At 66.1% G+C, this 14581-nt stretch carries 13 protein-coding genes; 9 read left to right on the plus strand and 4 right to left on the minus strand.

The annotated features are described in order from the left end of the window. Positions 1–3: 3 nt before the first annotated feature. The 5 genes from NTD88_RS04050 (at position 4) to NTD88_RS04070 (ending at position 5826) form a co-directional block, all read left to right on the plus strand. Complete coding sequence (locus NTD88_RS04050) at positions 4–813, plus strand: shikimate dehydrogenase family protein (RefSeq protein WP_262156013.1); 810 nt, start codon at positions 4–6, stop codon at positions 811–813. Positions 814–823: 10 nt separating this feature from the next. Beyond that, positions 824–2554: an FAD-dependent oxidoreductase gene (locus tag NTD88_RS04055; RefSeq protein ID WP_262156011.1), complete on the plus strand. Its 1731-nt coding sequence runs from the start codon at positions 824–826 to the stop codon at positions 2552–2554. Positions 2555–2556: 2 nt separating this feature from the next. Beyond that, the gene (locus NTD88_RS04060; protein ID WP_175649803.1) at positions 2557–2877 is read left to right on the plus strand and encodes an NIPSNAP family protein; all 321 of its coding nucleotides are present in this window, start codon (positions 2557–2559) and stop codon (positions 2875–2877) included. 39 nt (positions 2878–2916) lie between these two features. Beyond that, a complete protein-coding gene (locus tag NTD88_RS04065; RefSeq protein WP_262156010.1) occupies positions 2917–4587 on the plus strand; it encodes an FAD-dependent oxidoreductase in 1671 nt (556 codons plus the stop codon). 507 nt (positions 4588–5094) lie between these two features. Further along, entirely contained in the window at positions 5095–5826 is a 732-nt protein-coding gene (locus NTD88_RS04070) for a CPBP family intramembrane glutamic endopeptidase (RefSeq protein WP_262156009.1), read from the plus strand. Here NTD88_RS04070 and NTD88_RS04075 read toward each other — a convergent pair. Further along, positions 5817–6674 carry a LysR substrate-binding domain-containing protein gene (locus NTD88_RS04075; protein WP_262156008.1) on the minus strand — a complete coding sequence of 286 codons (858 nt, stop codon included), beginning with the start codon at positions 6672–6674 and terminating at the stop codon, positions 5817–5819. The genes NTD88_RS04070 and NTD88_RS04075 overlap by 10 nt on opposite strands. A gap of 135 nt (positions 6675–6809) precedes the next feature. Here NTD88_RS04075 and NTD88_RS04080 point away from each other — a divergent pair, with 135 nt between their 5' ends. Genes NTD88_RS04080 through NTD88_RS04095 form a run of 4 tightly spaced genes read left to right on the plus strand, consistent with a single transcriptional unit; the run spans position 6810 to position 11023 of the window. After that, positions 6810–7871: an agmatine/peptidylarginine deiminase gene (locus tag NTD88_RS04080; RefSeq protein ID WP_262156007.1), complete on the plus strand. Its 1062-nt coding sequence runs from the start codon at positions 6810–6812 to the stop codon at positions 7869–7871. Further along, on the plus strand, positions 7868–8776 hold the full coding sequence (gene aguB, locus NTD88_RS04085) for an N-carbamoylputrescine amidase (RefSeq protein WP_262156006.1): 909 nt from the start codon (positions 7868–7870) through the stop codon (positions 8774–8776). Before NTD88_RS04080 ends, aguB begins: the two co-directional genes overlap by 4 nt. Then, positions 8773–9867 (plus strand): extracellular solute-binding protein, encoded by a 1095-nt coding sequence (locus tag NTD88_RS04090; RefSeq protein ID WP_262130513.1) that lies wholly within the window; start codon positions 8773–8775, stop codon positions 9865–9867. The genes aguB and NTD88_RS04090 overlap by 4 nt, the downstream gene beginning before the upstream one ends. 37 nt (positions 9868–9904) lie before the next feature. After that, complete coding sequence (locus NTD88_RS04095) at positions 9905–11023, plus strand: agmatine/peptidylarginine deiminase (RefSeq protein ID WP_262156005.1); 1119 nt, start codon at positions 9905–9907, stop codon at positions 11021–11023. 17 nt (positions 11024–11040) lie between these two features. Here NTD88_RS04095 and dsdC read toward each other — a convergent pair whose 3' ends face one another. From dsdC to NTD88_RS04110, 3 genes are all read right to left on the minus strand, one after another. Next, positions 11041–11970, minus strand: coding sequence for a DNA-binding transcriptional regulator DsdC (dsdC, locus tag NTD88_RS04100; RefSeq protein WP_262156004.1), 930 nt, complete (start codon positions 11968–11970; stop codon positions 11041–11043). After that, on the minus strand, positions 11970–13307 hold the full coding sequence (dsdA, locus tag NTD88_RS04105; protein WP_262156003.1) for a D-serine ammonia-lyase: 1338 nt from the start codon (positions 13305–13307) through the stop codon (positions 11970–11972). Before dsdA ends, dsdC begins: the two co-directional genes overlap by 1 nt. A gap of 240 nt (positions 13308–13547) precedes the next feature. After that, positions 13548–14228 carry a GNAT family N-acetyltransferase gene (locus NTD88_RS04110; protein WP_262156002.1) on the minus strand — a complete coding sequence of 227 codons (681 nt, stop codon included), beginning with the start codon at positions 14226–14228 and terminating at the stop codon, positions 13548–13550. Between the last annotated feature and the right edge of the window lie 353 nt (positions 14229–14581).

The following is a 14581-nucleotide window of genomic DNA, read 5'->3' on the forward strand; positions in this document are numbered from 1 at the left end:
AGCATGCTGCACGGATCCACGGAACTGGTGGCGATCGTCGGGTCGCCCATCACCCAGGTCAAATCCCCGGAAAACTTCAATCGCTGGTTCCAGGACAACAGCCGGAACCTGGCGATGCTGCCCATCGATATCCGCGAGGACGCCCTCGACGCCTTTATCGACACCCTGCGTGGCTGGCAGAACCTGCGCGGCGTGGTGGTGACCGTGCCGTACAAGCAGGTGCTGGCCGGGCGTCTCGATGAGGTCAGCGAGCGCGCCGGCGCGCTGGGCTCGGTGAACGTCATCCGCCGCCAGGCCGACGGCCGTCTGCTGGGCGATAACGTCGATGGCGAGGGCTTTCTCAATGCCGCTTGCCTCAACGGTTTCCAGGCCCGCGGCAAGCGTGCGCTGGTGATCGGTGCCGGGGGTGTCGGCAGCGCCATCGCCTGGTCGCTGTGCCAGGCCGGGGTGGCATCATTGGTGCTCAGCGATGCCAGCCTGTCGCGCTGCGAGACGCTGGCCGCGCTGCTGCGCAAGGCGTTCGGCGAGGTCCGCATCGACATCGGTTACGACACGCTCGCCGGCTTCGACCTGTTGGTCAACGCCACCCCGGCCGGCATGGGCGGCACCGGTGAACTGCCGTTGCCCGCGGCGCAACTGGACGGGCTGCAGGCCTCGACCCTGGTCGCCGACGTGGTCACTTCGCCGGAAATCACGCCGTTGCTGGCCGCCGCCCGCGCACACGGTTGCCGCATCCAGACCGGGCCGCAGATGGCCTTCGCCCAACTCGGCAACCTTGGCCATTTCATGGGCGTCACGCCCTTGCAGTTGTGAGGGGCGGGCGATGAATACGGCAACCCGTTTTCCCGCTGACGGCGATGCGCTTGTCGACCTGATCGTGCTCGGCAGTGGCGCCGCCGGTTTCGCCGCCGCCGCGACTGCCGCACGCAAGGGCCTGAAGGTCGTGCTGGTGGAAAAGGCCGCGCAGTTCGGCGGCACCTCGGCGATTTCCGGTGGCGCGGTGTGGCTGCACGGCACCGACCAGGCCCGCGCCACGGGCATCGAAGACAGCCCGGAAGCCATGCGCCGCTACCTGCAAAAAACCATCGGCCCCGGCTACAACGCCGCGCTGGTGGACGCCTATATCCGTCACGGCCATGAAGCGCTGCGCTGGCTCGAAGCCCAGACCGAACTCAAATACGCGCTGCGTCCGCTGTCGCCGGATTACTACCCGGATGAAGAGGGCGGCACCGACCGCGGCCGCGCGCTGGAAATGCTCGAATACGATGGCCGTCGCCTCGGCGCGCACTTCAAGGACCTGAAGATGCCGCCGGCGGGCATGCTGCTGTTCGGCGGGATGATGGTCAACCGCGTCGATATCCAGCATTTCCTCAGTTTCCGCCGCTCGCCGCGTTCGTTGTTGCACTGCCTGAAACTCATGGGCCGCTACGCCATCGACCGTCTGGGACACCCGCGTGGCACGCGGCTGACCACCGGCAACGCACTGATCGCCCGGCTGGCGACGAGCGCGTTCGCTAATGGTGTGCAGGTCTGGCTGAACAGTCGCACCGACTCGCTGATCGTCGAGAACGGCGCGGTGGTCGGCGCAATGATCACCCGCGACGGTCGCCAGCAGCGGGTGCTGTCCCGTGGCGGCGTGGTCTGCGCCACCGGTGGTTTTGCTGCGGGGCCGGATGCGGCGGCGCAGCGTCCGCACAGCGATGCAGCGCATTTGACGATGTCGCCGGAGACCAACGTCGGCGACGGCCTGCGCCTGGGTCAGGCGGCCGGCGCGGTGGCGGGCGAGAAGCTCGCCGCCAACTTCTTCTGGGCACCGGTCTCCGAGGTGCTGCACAAGAACGGCGTGCGCGAGCGGTTTCCGCACCTGGTGACCGATCGCGCCAAGCCCGGTGTGATTGCGGTCAACCGGGCCGGCGAGCGCTTCGTCAATGAATCCAACTCCTATCACCACTTCGTCCAGACCATGTTCGCAACCGGCAACACACCGTGCTGGCTGATCTGCGATGCCGAAGCGCTGAACAAATACGGCCTCGGCCTGGCCCGGCCAAAGCCGGTGGACAACCGCGCGCTGATCGACGCCGGCTACCTCTACCGCGCCGACACCGCCGAGCAGTTGGCCACGCGCATTGGCGTCGATCCCCAAGGCCTGCGCCGCACCCTCGAACGCTACAACGGCGATGCCCGCGACGGCCTCGACCGCGAATTCGGCAAGGGCGGCAACAGCTACAACCGCTACATGGGCGACCCCGACCACCAGCCCAACCCGTGCAACGCGCCGCTGCTCAAGGCGCCGTGGTACGCGGTCCGCCTGCACACCGGCGACCTCGGCTCGGCCCGCGGCCTGGCCACCGATGGCCAGGCGCGGGTGCTGGACGCCAGCGGCGCGCCGATTCCCGGCCTGTATGCCGCTGGCAACGACATGAACTCGCTGATGGACGGCACCTATCCCGGCCCCGGCATCACCATCGGCCCCGGCCTGACTTTCGGCTGGCTCGCGGCCTGCCACGCCGCCGAGCGGCTGGCGAATCTTCCCTCACCTGTCCTGGAGCAATAACCATGTACTACGAACTGCGCACCTACACCCTGAGCCCGACCCGTATGGCCGACTGGCTGGCCCTGTACCAGAGCGATGCGCTGGCGGTGCAGACCGAGCATCTGGGCAACCTGGTGGGGTTCTTCACCACTGAATTCGGCGAGGCTAATCAGGTCGTGCACATCTGGGCCTACGAGAGCCTCGACGACCGCGCTGCCCGCCGCGCCAGCATGGCCGCCGACCCGCGCTGGGCCGAGTTCGGTCGCAAGAACAAAGAACTCGGCGCGGTGCTCAAGCTGGAATCGCGGCTGATGCGCCCGACCGCTTTCTCGCCCCTGAAGTGACCCCGCGAGCCGGCCTCGCCTCAACAAAGGCAATACGCAATGCAACAGCTTGAATGCGACGTGCTGGTGATCGGTTCCGGGGCTTCAGGCCTGGCGGCGGCGGTTACCGCGGCGCACTGCGGACTGAAAGTGATCGTCGCGGAAAAAACCGCGCTGCTCGGCGGCACCAGCGCCTGGTCTGGTGGCTGGTTGTGGGTGCCGCGCAATCCGCTGGCGCTGGCCGAAGGCACGGTTGAAGCGGAGCAGGGGGCCGAGCGTTATCTGCTGGAGCAGGTGCGCGGCGAAGCATTGACCGCGCAGCAGCAGGTCTACCTGCGCCGTGGCCCGGAAATGGTCGAGTTCTTCCAGCGTCACACCGCCGTGCAGTTCTACTCCGGCAGCACAATGCCGGACATGCGCGACGGTGACGGCGCGGCGAAGGGCGGGCGTTCTTTGTGTGCGCAGCCGTTCGATGGGCGAGCGCTCGGGGCGTGGATCGACACGCTGCGCCCGCCGCTGGATATCGTCAGCCTGTTCGGCATGGGCATTGCGGGCGGCGCCGATATGAGCGCGTTCTTCAATGCCCGGCGTTCGGTGAAAGCCGCGTGGCATGTGGGCAAGCGCCTGCTGCGACATGGCGCTGACCTGCTGCGCTATCGGCGCGGCATGCACCTGGTCAACGGCAATGCGCTGGTGGCGCGTCTGCTGAAGAGCGCGCTCGACCTGCAGGTCAACCTGCTGACCGACAGCCCGGCGCTGCGCCTGCTGCGTGAAGGTGGCCGGGTGAGCGGGGCGGTGCTGCAGCGTGATGGCGTGGCGTGCGAGGTGCGCGCCCGGCGGGGTGTGGTCCTCGCCTGTGGTGGTTTCGCCCACGACTCGCAGCGCCTGCAACAACGCCTTGGTCATGATCATCACTGCGCGGCGCCCTTGAGCAACAGCGGCGACGGCTTGCGCCTTGGCGAACAAGTGGGCGGCCTGATGGCCGACGACCTCGCCCACGACGCCGCCTGGGCACCGGTATCGCTGGTGCCGCGGCGCAAGGGGCCACCCGGACGTTTTCCGCATCTGATCGACCGGGGCAAGCCCGGCTTTATCGCCGTGGGGGCTGATGGCCGGCGTTTCACCAACGAGGCTGACTGCTACCACGACTTCATGAACGACCTGTTCGCCCGCACTCCGGCCGGGCAGGCGCCCGAAGCCTGGATGATCTGCGACCACCAGGCGCAGCGCCGCTTCGGTATCGGCTGGGCCAAGCCGTTTCCGTTTCCGACCGGGTATTACCAGCGTCGTGGCTACCTCATCAAAGGGCGCGACCTTGTCGAACTGGCGCAGCGTTGTGGCATCGATGCGCCGCAACTGAAATCCACCGTCGACCGCTTCAACCAGCATGCGCGGGTGGGGCATGACCCCGAATTCGGCCGCGGGCAGTCGGCGTACAACCGTGCTTCGGGGGATCCCTCGAACCAGCCCAACCCGTCATTGCGACCGCTCAGCGGGCCGTTCTATGCGGTGCGACTGGTGCCGGGCAGCCTTGGGACTTTTGCCGGGTTGAAGACGGATGAACAGGCGCGGGTGCTGGATGGCGCCGGTGCGGTGATTCTGGGGCTGCATGCTGTGGGCAATGATATGAACAGCATCATGGGCGGGTACTACCCCAGTGGTGGGATCACGTTGGGGCCGGGAATGACCTTTGGGTATCTGGCGGGGGTGGCGTTGGCTGGGGGGGAGTGATTGGAGAGAAGGGGGTTGGCAGAGGATCTGGTCATGGCCGGCAGGTGCTAGCCGACAAGTTTCTCGCGTTCTTGAGACCGAGCGCCGCCCGCGCGGCGCATCGCGACGGTTCGGCGCCCCGACAAGCTCGCTCCTACATTTGTTGCAACGTGCCTATGTCTGTCAGGCCATGGTTTACCGCCTTGTTTGTACGACGCGATATCGAGTCGGCCTCAACAGCCTCCACGCGATCTATCGCGAAACACCAAGGGCTGGCGGCCTAACTCTCATAGGCCATGGCACGTTGCAACAAATGTAGGAGCGAGCTTGCTCGCGATGCGCCGCGCGGGCGGCGCTCGATCTCAAGGACGCTAGAGATCTGTCGACTAGCACCTGGTGGCCATGACCGAATCCTCTGACAGGCACTCATGGTCTTTGCCCAATATCTCTCCCACCCAAACACCTTTCCTAACCCCCACAAACCTCATCTAAACTGCCCACCCCACCGCCGCCCACGGACCCCGCGCAATGCTCGAAGAAGGACTTTCCCGCCTCAGCGCCTACCTGCTCTACCTCACGCCCGGTTTCCTGCTCTGCGCCCTGTGGTTCTGGCTAACGCCAAAGCACCAGGCCGGCATGCGCATCCTTGTCCTGCTGCTGACCTTCGTACTGCTTCGCGACGCAATGACGCCGCAAGGCCTGTGGTCGCTGTCGGATCAGGTCCAGATCGCCTTCATTGCCAACCCGCTGGTGCTGGCCGCGCTGGGCCTGCTGTCACTGGTGCTGATCGCTCTGCTGGCGAGGGTGGCGCCGGAGTTGTGGGCGCTGTTGGTCTGGCGCAGGGGCAATGTTGGCCTCGGGTTGTTCCTCGGCCTGCTGGCCGGGCTCGCCATCGGTCTGCCGTTGCGGCTGTATCAGGGCAACGGACTCGACGTCAGCGGCCTCTGGCTCGGCGGACTGCTGGTACTCGCCTACGGCGGCAACGCGCTGGAAGAGGTGCTGTTTCGCGGGATGCTGCAAGGTCACCTCGAGCAGCACACCAGCGCCCTGCGCGCCGCTCTCGGCGGCGCCGTCGCCTTTGCTGCCTGCCACGCGTTCCTGGCCTTGAGCGTCACGCAAGTGGGCTGGCCGATTCTTGCGTTCACCTTGATCGAGGGGCTGGTGTGCGCGCTGCTGCGGATGCGCTACGGCATCTTCGCGGCCATCGCGGCGCACGGCACGGCGATCCTGTTGATCGCGGTACCCATGAGTCAGGGCTGAATCGCCTCCCGCAACCACTGGCTGAACGCCCGGGTCATCGCGCTTTTTTCGCTGTCCTGATGAATCAGGCACGCCCAGATCGCGCCGGCCACGCTGCGTTCGCTCAGCGGTTGCAGCAAGCCTTTTTCCCGCGCCCGCGCCGCCAGCAACTGGCTGACCAGGGCGATCCCATGACCCTCGCAGGCGGCATCCAGCAGCAACCCCGGATCGGAGAAGTTCAGGCCGTTGCCGCGCTGGCCGACATCCTCGCCGCCCAATACCTGCCAGCGGCTCCAGTCCATGTTGCGTTCGCCATGCAGGGTGGTGCGCTGCGCTGGCGGCTGGTCGATCAGGTCCGGGTGGCAGGCCGGATACAGCCGGTCGTCGAACAGCGGCTGATAGCTGCATTCCACCTGCGGTTCGAGGTCATCGCGCAGGCTCAGGTCGATGGTCTGGGTGGCCATGTCCGGCGCTTCGAAGGTGGTGAACAGCCACAAATCCACCTCCGGGTGCTGGCGATGGAAATCACCCAGGCGCGGCAGCAGCCAGTGGCGGGCGAAGGCCGGGGTGGTGTTGACCACCAGTTGGTTGGGTTTGCGGTATTGCTCCAGCCGGCGGATGCCCACCGACAGATCCTGCAGCAGCGCCTGGGTGGTGCTGAGCAGGTCGTGGCCGGCATCGGTCAGGCTGACGCTGCGCCCGATGCGGAAGAACAGCGGTTGTTCGAGGAAGGTTTCCAGGCTGCGGATCTGCTGACTGATCGCCGACTGGGTCAGGTGCAGTTCGTCCGCGGCCTTGTGGAAGCTGCCGAGGCGGGCAGCGGCTTCGAAGCCGCGCAGGGCGTTCAGCGGGGGCCAGTGTTTCAGCATTATCGATAAGCTCGGCTAATCAGTTGTGCGCTAAATCTATCGTTTGTTGCGCCGTAGTTGAAGCCATAGCATGAACTCCATTCCGCACTCAGCGGATTTCAGTCATAAAAAATACTTAACTGAAAGGTGACAGACATGCTGTGCAATGGCGTTGGAACGAGCGGCTGGACGATGCCCGCGGAGTGGGCCCCCCATGCGGCGACCTGGATGGTCTGGCCGCACAACCAGGCTCTGTGGGAAGGCATCTGGGGTGTGACCCTGGCCGATGTGCAGGCGGACTTCGCCCGGGTCGCCAATGCCATTGCCCGTTTCGAACCGGTGAAGCTGGTGGTGGACCCGAGTGGCCGGGCCAGCGCCGCCGATCTCTGCGGACCTAACGTCGAGCTGATCGAGCACGCGGTCAACGACAGTTGGTGCCGGGATTCCGGGCCAAGCTTCGTCTGCCACCCGACACACGGCCTGGCCGGGGTCAGTTGGCGCTTCAATGCCTGGGGCGGCAAGTCGGCCCATGACCTCGACGAAAGCCTCGCCCGGCGCGTGCTCAACCCGCTCGGCCTGGACTGTTTCGGCACGCCGCTGGCCAACGAAGGCGGCGCCATTCATGTCGATGGCGAAGGCACCCTGATCACCACCGAGTCGGTGCTGCTCAACCCCAACCGTAACCCTGGGGTGAGCAAGGCCGAGATGGAAGAGATCTTCAGCCGCCTGCTGGGGATCACCAAGACTATCTGGCTACCGGGCGATCCCGACTACGTGACCGGCGACATGACCGACGGCCATGTCGATGGCGTCTGCGCCTTTGCCCGCCCAGGCGTGCTGCTGGTGGACGCGACCCGCGAGCAGGATTCGGTGTACGCCGAGGTGGTGCGGGAAAACCGCCGCGCCCTGGAGCTGGCGCGGGATGCCAAAGGTCGCCCGTTCGAACTGATCGAGCTGTACGAAGCCAGCGCCGCGGTGGATCCGAAGGCCGAGGTGTTCTGCGCCTCGTACACCAATTTCTACATCGCCAACGGCGCGATCATCATGCCGGCCTACGGTATCGACGCCGACCGCGAAGCCGCCCAAGTACTGGCCGCCGCATTCCCGGGGCGCGAAGTGGTGCCGGTGCAGATCAACCACCTGGCCCACGGCGGCGGCGGGGTGCACTGCATCACCCAGCAGCAGCCGGCCTGGCCGGTAGCGGGGGTGAAACCATGAGCCTGTTGACCGTCGCCACCACCCAGATGCCCTGCACCTGGAACCTGCAGGACAACCTCGACCGCGCCGAACAACGGGTCCGCGAAGCCGCGGCGCAAGGCGCGCAGGTCATCCTGTTGCAGGAGCTGTTCGCCACGCCGTATTTCTGCATCGAGCAGGACCACAAGCACCTCGCCCTGGCCGAGGAGTACCGCGACAGCCGCGTGCTCCAGCGCTTCGCCGCGCTGGCCCGGGAGCTGGGGGTGGTGCTGCCGTTGAGCTGGTTCGAGAAGGCCGGCAACGCGTTCTTCAATTCGCTGAGCGTGGCCGATGCCGATGGCCGCCTGCTGGGGGTCTACCGCAAGACCCATATTCCCAACGCTGTCGGCTATCAGGAGAAGGAATATTTCAGCCCCGGCGATACTGGCTTCCGCGTCTGGGACACCGCTTTCGGCCGCCTCGGCGTGGGCATCTGCTGGGACCAGTGGTTCCCCGAAACGGCGCGTTGCCTGGCGTTGATGGGCGCCGAGGTGCTGCTGTTTCCCACCGCCATCGGCTCCGAGCCCGGCGCCGCCGCGCTGGACTCCCGCGACCACTGGCAGATGACCATGCGCGGCCACGCGGCGGCCAACCTGCTGCCGGTGGTGGCGGCCAACCGGGTCGGGCGCGAAGTGGCGACCGGTGACCCGGAACTGCACATGGATTTCTACGGCTCGTCCTTTATCAGCGACCACAAAGGCAAGCTGCTGAGCGAAGCCGATCGCCAGACCTCCGGTGTCTGGGTGCAGACCCTCGACCTCGCCGCCATGCGCGACGAGCGCCTGACCTGGGGCATCTTCCGCGACCGTCGCCCGGAAATGTACGGCACCTTGCTGGGCCTCGACGGCCGCCAGAACAGCGTCTGGGGTCAGGGAGGTGCGCGATGAATCGCCACTGGCTATGCGCCGCGTTTCTGGGTCTGGCGGTTGGCACTGCCCAGGCTGACGACCCGGGCAAGACCCTGCGTCTGTACAACTGGGCCGACTACTTTGCCGAAGACACGCTGTCGCGCTTCACCGCCGAAACCGGCATCAAGGTGATCTACGACGTGATGGACGGCAGTGAGGTGCTGGAGGCCAAGCTGATGACCGCCGGCAGCGGCTACGACCTGATCTTCCCCGGCGACACCGTGGCCGAGCGACTGATGCGCGCCGGCAGCCTGCAGGCCCTCGACCCTGCGCGGATCACCGCGCTGGCGGATATCGAGCCGGGCCTGCAGCAACTGCGCAAGCACTATCCTCATTCCGCCAGCGCCACCGTGCCCTACACCTGGGGCACCATCGGCCTGACCTACAACGAGGAGATGGTCCGCCAGCGCCTCGCCGACGCGCCGGTGAACAGCCTCGATCTGCTGTTCAAGCCGGAGCTGGCGGCGAAGTTCGCCGACTGCGGGATTTCCATCATCGATTCGCCCGACGAAGTGCTGGCGGTGGTGCTCAATTACCTGGGCCGCGAGCCGCGCAGCGCCAAACCGGAAGACCTGGCCGCGGCCAGCGAACTGCTGCTGAAGCTGCGACCGTATATCCGCAAGTTCCAGTCGCAGCCGGTCACCGACCTGGTCAACGGCAACCTGTGCCTGTCCCTAGGCTACAGCGGCGACATGACCCAGGCCCAGCGCGCCGCCGATGCCGCCGGCAAGCCGGTGCGTTTCCAGTACCGCATCCCGCGCGAGGGCACCACGGTGTGGATGGACAACATGGCGATCCCGGTGGATGCCAAACACCCGGAGTACGCCTACGCCTTCATCAACTTCGTCATGCGCCCGGACAACATGGCGGCCATCAGCAACTTCACCGGCTACCCGACCTCCAGCGCCAAGGCGCGACCGCAGGTCGATCCGGCGATGCGCGACAACCCGGATATCTATCCTGATGAAGCGGGCTTCCAGCGCCTGATTCCCGGCAAGGACATCGCGCAGTCGGCGATGCGTGCACGGATGCGCACCTGGACCAAGTTCAAGACCGCCAGCGGCGGTTAGCCCCACGTACCCCCAACTCGAAGTGAGAGACAAAGAAATGCCGACACGCCGCCAGTTCATCCGGCAGGTTTCCGTGGCCAGCAGCCTGGGACTGATCGCCAGCAGCGGTTTGCTGCCGTTGCGGGCCTTTGCCGCAGGAGACGACGACTGGTTCATGCCCGACGAGGGCGAACGCCAGCGTCACGCCTTCATCGCCTTTGGTGCGCATGAGGCGATCTGGGAAGACTTCACCGCCGATGTGCAGGCGGCCCTCGGCCGTATCGCCCGCGCCATCGCCCGTTACCAGCCGGTGACCGTGCTGTGCCGTGAAGACGAGCGCGAACTGGCCGAGGAACTGTGCGGCAGCGACAACACCCGGTTCCTGGTCACCGAACTGGATGACATCTGGATGCGCGACATCGGCGCCAACTTTCTCACCACCGGGGAGGGCGGCCTGACCGCGCTGGACTTCAACTTCAACGGCTGGGGCAACAAACAACGGCATTCCAAGGACGCGCGGATCGCCGCGTTATTGGCCGGGCAAAGCGGGGCGCGGCATCTGCGCAGCGAACTGGTGGGCGAGGGCGGCGGGATCGAAGTGGACGGCCACGGCACCGGGATCATGACCGAGAGCTGCTGGGTCAACGGCAACCGCAACCCCGGCTGGAGCCGGGACGACGTGGAAGCGGAACTGAAAGCCTGCCTGGGCCTGCGCAAGATCATCTGGCTGCCGGGTATTCGCGGCAAGGACATCACCGATGCCCATGTGGATTTCTACGCCCGCTTCGTCAGCCCCGGCGTGGTGATCGCCAACCTTGATACCGACCCGGAGTCCTATGACCACGAGGTGACCCGCGCGCACCTGGAGATTCTGCGCAACGCGACGGATGCGGAGGGCCGCAAGCTCACCGTGCACACCGTGTCGCCACCGCTGAAACCGCGCAAGAGCCCGTTCAGCCGCAACAACCCGGATTTCGCTGCGGGTTACATCAACTACTTCGTCATCAACGGCGCGGTGATCGCGCCGCAGTTTGGGGATCGTGAGGCGGACAGGGCGGCGTTTGAATTGTTGTCGGGGCTGTACCCGGGCCGGGACATCGTGCAGGTGGAGATCGACGCGATTGCTGCGGGTGGCGGGGGGGTTCATTGTGTGACGCATCAGATGCCTTGGGTGTAGGTTAACGTATCGATGCGCTATCCACCCTGCTCCAACAACCACTCCAACAACGCCCCCACCCGCGCCGGCAACACCCGGCAAGGCGGATGCAGCAGGTAATAACCCAACGCCCCCGGCTGCGCAAAACCACCAAAAGGCGTCACCAGCAACCCCTCATCCAGATAACGCTGCACCAGACGCTGGCGCCCCATGGCGATGCCGGTGTGATGGATCGCGGCATTGGCGCAGAGGTCGGAACGGTCGAAGGTCATGCGCCGTTCCGGCAGGCAATGCACCAGGTCGCGGGCCTCGGCCCAGCGGCGCCATTCGGCATCGAACGGCGCGTGTTCCCAGGCCAGCGCATCGTGCAGCAAGGTGCACTGGCGCAGGTTGTGCGGGGCGTCGTGCAATCCGTGCTCTTCGGCATAGCGCGGGCTGCACACCGGGGTGACGGCCTCGTCCATCAGGTGATGATTGACCAGCCCGGCCGTCTCGCCGCGGGCGTAAACCAGCGCGAGGTCGAGGTTCTGCGTGCGGAAGTCCACCGGGTCATTGCCGACCCGTACATCCAGGGCGATGCGCGGGTAACGCCGGTGGAAGTCCGCCAGTCGCGGCACCAGCCAGTCATTGGCGATGGACGGGCGGGCGTAGAGCGCCAGCGGGCCGCTGAGGTCCGCGTCGGGGCTGTGCAGGGCGGTGTCCAGGGCTTCGACGGCGTCATCGAGGATGGCGAAGATTCGCTCGCCCTCGGCGGTCAGGCGGATGCGTCGGGTCAGGCGCTCGAACAGGCGCAGTTCCAGCGCCTGTTCGAGCCGGGCGATGCGGTGGCTCACGGCGCTGGGCGTCAGGCACAGTTCTTCCGCCGCCAAGGCGAAACTCAGGTGCCGGGCGGCGACGAGGAAGGTGTGCAGGTTGGCGAACTGGCTGCTGCCCAGTCGCGTCGCCAGCCGCGGCGGAAGGTTGAGCATCAGTGCGCGCCCAGGTACTGGCGGCCGGTGGCGAGGTAGGTGGCCATTTCTGCCTCCGGCACCATGCTGCCGCCGGTGCCCCAGACCAGGTGGGTGGCGTTGGCCAGGTGCCGCGCAGTCAGCCCGAGGCGTTCGCGATAACCCTGTTGCTCATGCAGCACCCGCAGGATGCCCGGCACCCCGGCCAGGGCCGAGGGTTCCAGGCGCCGGCCTTCGCTGGCGTGCAGTTGTGCCAGCAGGCGGTAGAGGTTTTCGTCGCTGACGGTGTAGTAGCCGTCGATCAGGCGCTGCATGGCCCGGCCGACGAAGCCCGAAGGGCGGCCCACCGCGAGGCCGTCGGCGGCGGTGACGTTGTCGATGCCGAAGTCGTACACCGACACCGCGTCATGCAGCCCGGTGTAGATCCCCAGCAGCATGCACGGCGAATGGGTCGGTTCGGCGAACAGGCAGTGCACGGCGTCGCCGAACACCTGCTTGAGGCCGAACGCCACGCCGCCAGGACCACCGCCCACCCCGCACGGCAGGTAGACGAACAACGGATGCTCGGCATCGACGCGGATCCCGGCCTGTTGCAGTTGCCCGTGCAGGCGCAGGGCGGCCACCGCATAGCCGAGGAAGAGCTGATGGGAATTCTCGTCATCGACGAAGTGGCAGTACGGATCGCCCTCGGCCTGGCGGCGGCCTTCGGCGACGGCGACGCTGTAGTCGGTGGGGTACTCCACCACGGTCACGCCGTGGGCGCGGAGTTTGTCCTTCTTCCACTGGCGGGCGTCGGCGGACATGTGCACCGTGGCCTGAAAGCCCAGCCGCGCGCTGATGATGCCGATCGACAGGCCGAGGTTGCCGGTGGAGCCGACGGCGATGCGGTACTGGCCGAAGAAGGCCCGGGCGGCGTCGCTGTCGAGCTTCGCGTAGTCGTCGCCCGGTTGCAGGAAACCGGCCGCCAGGGCCAGGCGCTCGGCATGGGCCAGCACCTCGTAGATGCCGCCGCGGGCCTTGATCGAGCCGGAGATCGGCAGTTCGTTATCGGCTTTCAGCCAGAGCTGGCCCTGGTCGGCGCCCAGCAGTTTCTGCAGGGCGGGCAGTGGATACAGCGGTGATTCGATCAGGCCGCCGGCTTCGCGGGTCTGCGGAAAGGCGGACTGGATAAAGGCGGCGAAGCGTTGCAGACGTGCGCTGGCGTCATCCATGTCGGCGCGGGTCAGCGGCACATCGCCCAGCGCTTCGGCGCTCGGGGCGATGGCGGGATTGAACCAGGTGCTTTCCTTGAGGGCGACCAGGTCGGCGAGCAGGGGGTGTTCGTTGCACCAGTCTTGAGCGGGTTTTTCCAGGGGCATCAGTGGCTCTCCGGGCTGGGTGTCGGGGCGGCAGCGGGCCTTATCGCTGGCAAGGCAGCTCCCACAGAGCTGCGGGGCTGGCGGGTGGGAGCCGGTCTTGCCGGCGATGGCGCCGGTCAGAACAACGCTGTCTGTGAGGGCTTCAGGGTTGCCATTTAGCGCCAGTGCGCCGCCAGAGAACAAGGGATATCCCGGCCGCGGACAGGTGATTTCAAATCATCTGTCCGTCGCAAAACACCCTCAGGCCAGTTCCGCCTTCGGCACCGGCGCCGAGCGCGGTGCACACAGTGGTTTCAGCCGCGAGCCGCTGTATTGGGTATTTCGGAACAGCTTCCAGCGTCCGAACAGTCCGTACACGTGCACCACGCGTCCCTGTTCGTGGTAGCCCATGCGCAGGTGCAGCTTGAGCGCCGGCACGTTGTGGGTTTCCACCACGTCCACCACCCGGGTGCAGCCTTTGGCCTGCATGGCGTTCCACAGGTTGACCTGGGCATCCACCGACAGCCGGCTGCCGAAGAATGCCGGGATCATTTCGCCGCCGAATTCGAAGAAATCCCCCGGCGCCACGGGAAAGGTGCAGCCGTAGTAATGCCGGTCGTGATAATCGCGGGTGCTGGCCCAGATGAACGCGATCGCGTCGCCGGCCTGGTCCAGGTACATGTGCCCGGTGTGGCCTTCGCGGGCCAGCTCGCGCATGGTCTCGACGCGGTCGCCGAAATGCCGGGCGAAGGCGTCGGCGTTGGCTTCGGTGATCAGCGCAAGGTTTACCGGCGGGTGGTCCTTGAGGTTGTGCGGGCCGACCGGGGTGGTCAGGTCGCGCTCCATCCACAACAGTTCCCAGTGAAAGAACACGTAGCGTTGCCACAGGGTGGCAAGGGTCCGGCGCAGGCCTTTTCGTTTGATGTGGTTCAGTGCACGCATGTTGCCTCCTGTCCTGCTCTAGGGCGGTTCGGGTGTGTCGATGCGGGCAATGGCGGCGTGCTGGCAAGTCAGCGTTGGCGGTGGCCCGGCAAGTGAACGCGGCGAAGATGAAACTTTTTTCATGGTATAGCGCAGCGTTTTGCCATCGTGTCAAAAAGCCAGCGTGGTAGTTGTATCAAATTATGTAAATTGTTATTAACCGCTCTGTTTAGCGGGTTGCGGTAGCGTTACAGGTGATCGGAAAGTGATGGCGGTTTTTTGACGAGATTCTGGCGCCTGTTTTCCCTCGCCACTGACGGATCGCACCGCAAGCGTTTGCGACGCGGGTTCGGCTCACGTAGACTGCCGCCTAT

Source organism: Pseudomonas sp. 20P_3.2_Bac5 (assembly GCF_025466035.1).
Taxonomy (GTDB): Bacteria; Pseudomonadota; Gammaproteobacteria; order Pseudomonadales; family Pseudomonadaceae; genus Aquipseudomonas.

Bases quoted from the DNA above. Each gene is read 5' to 3' on its own strand.
- NTD88_RS04050 (WP_262156013.1), top strand. From the start codon at position 4: ATGCTGCACGGATCCACGGAACTGGTGGCGATCGTCGGGTCGCCCATC.
- NTD88_RS04055 (WP_262156011.1), top strand. From the start codon at position 824: ATGAATACGGCAACCCGTTTTCCCGCTGACGGCGATGCGCTTGTCGAC.
- NTD88_RS04060 (WP_175649803.1), top strand. From the start codon at position 2,557: ATGTACTACGAACTGCGCACCTACACCCTGAGCCCGACCCGTATGGCC.
- NTD88_RS04065 (WP_262156010.1), top strand. From the start codon at position 2,917: ATGCAACAGCTTGAATGCGACGTGCTGGTGATCGGTTCCGGGGCTTCA.
- NTD88_RS04070 (WP_262156009.1), top strand. From the start codon at position 5,095: ATGCTCGAAGAAGGACTTTCCCGCCTCAGCGCCTACCTGCTCTACCTC.
- NTD88_RS04075 (WP_262156008.1), bottom strand. From the start codon at position 6,674: ATGCTGAAACACTGGCCCCCGCTGAACGCCCTGCGCGGCTTCGAAGCC.
- NTD88_RS04080 (WP_262156007.1), top strand. From the start codon at position 6,810: ATGCTGTGCAATGGCGTTGGAACGAGCGGCTGGACGATGCCCGCGGAG.
- aguB (WP_262156006.1), top strand. From the start codon at position 7,868: ATGAGCCTGTTGACCGTCGCCACCACCCAGATGCCCTGCACCTGGAAC.
- NTD88_RS04090 (WP_262130513.1), top strand. From the start codon at position 8,773: ATGAATCGCCACTGGCTATGCGCCGCGTTTCTGGGTCTGGCGGTTGGC.
- NTD88_RS04095 (WP_262156005.1), top strand. From the start codon at position 9,905: ATGCCGACACGCCGCCAGTTCATCCGGCAGGTTTCCGTGGCCAGCAGC.
- dsdC (WP_262156004.1), bottom strand. From the start codon at position 11,970: ATGCTCAACCTTCCGCCGCGGCTGGCGACGCGACTGGGCAGCAGCCAG.
- dsdA (WP_262156003.1), bottom strand. From the start codon at position 13,307: ATGCCCCTGGAAAAACCCGCTCAAGACTGGTGCAACGAACACCCCCTG.
- NTD88_RS04110 (WP_262156002.1), bottom strand. From the start codon at position 14,228: ATGCGTGCACTGAACCACATCAAACGAAAAGGCCTGCGCCGGACCCTT.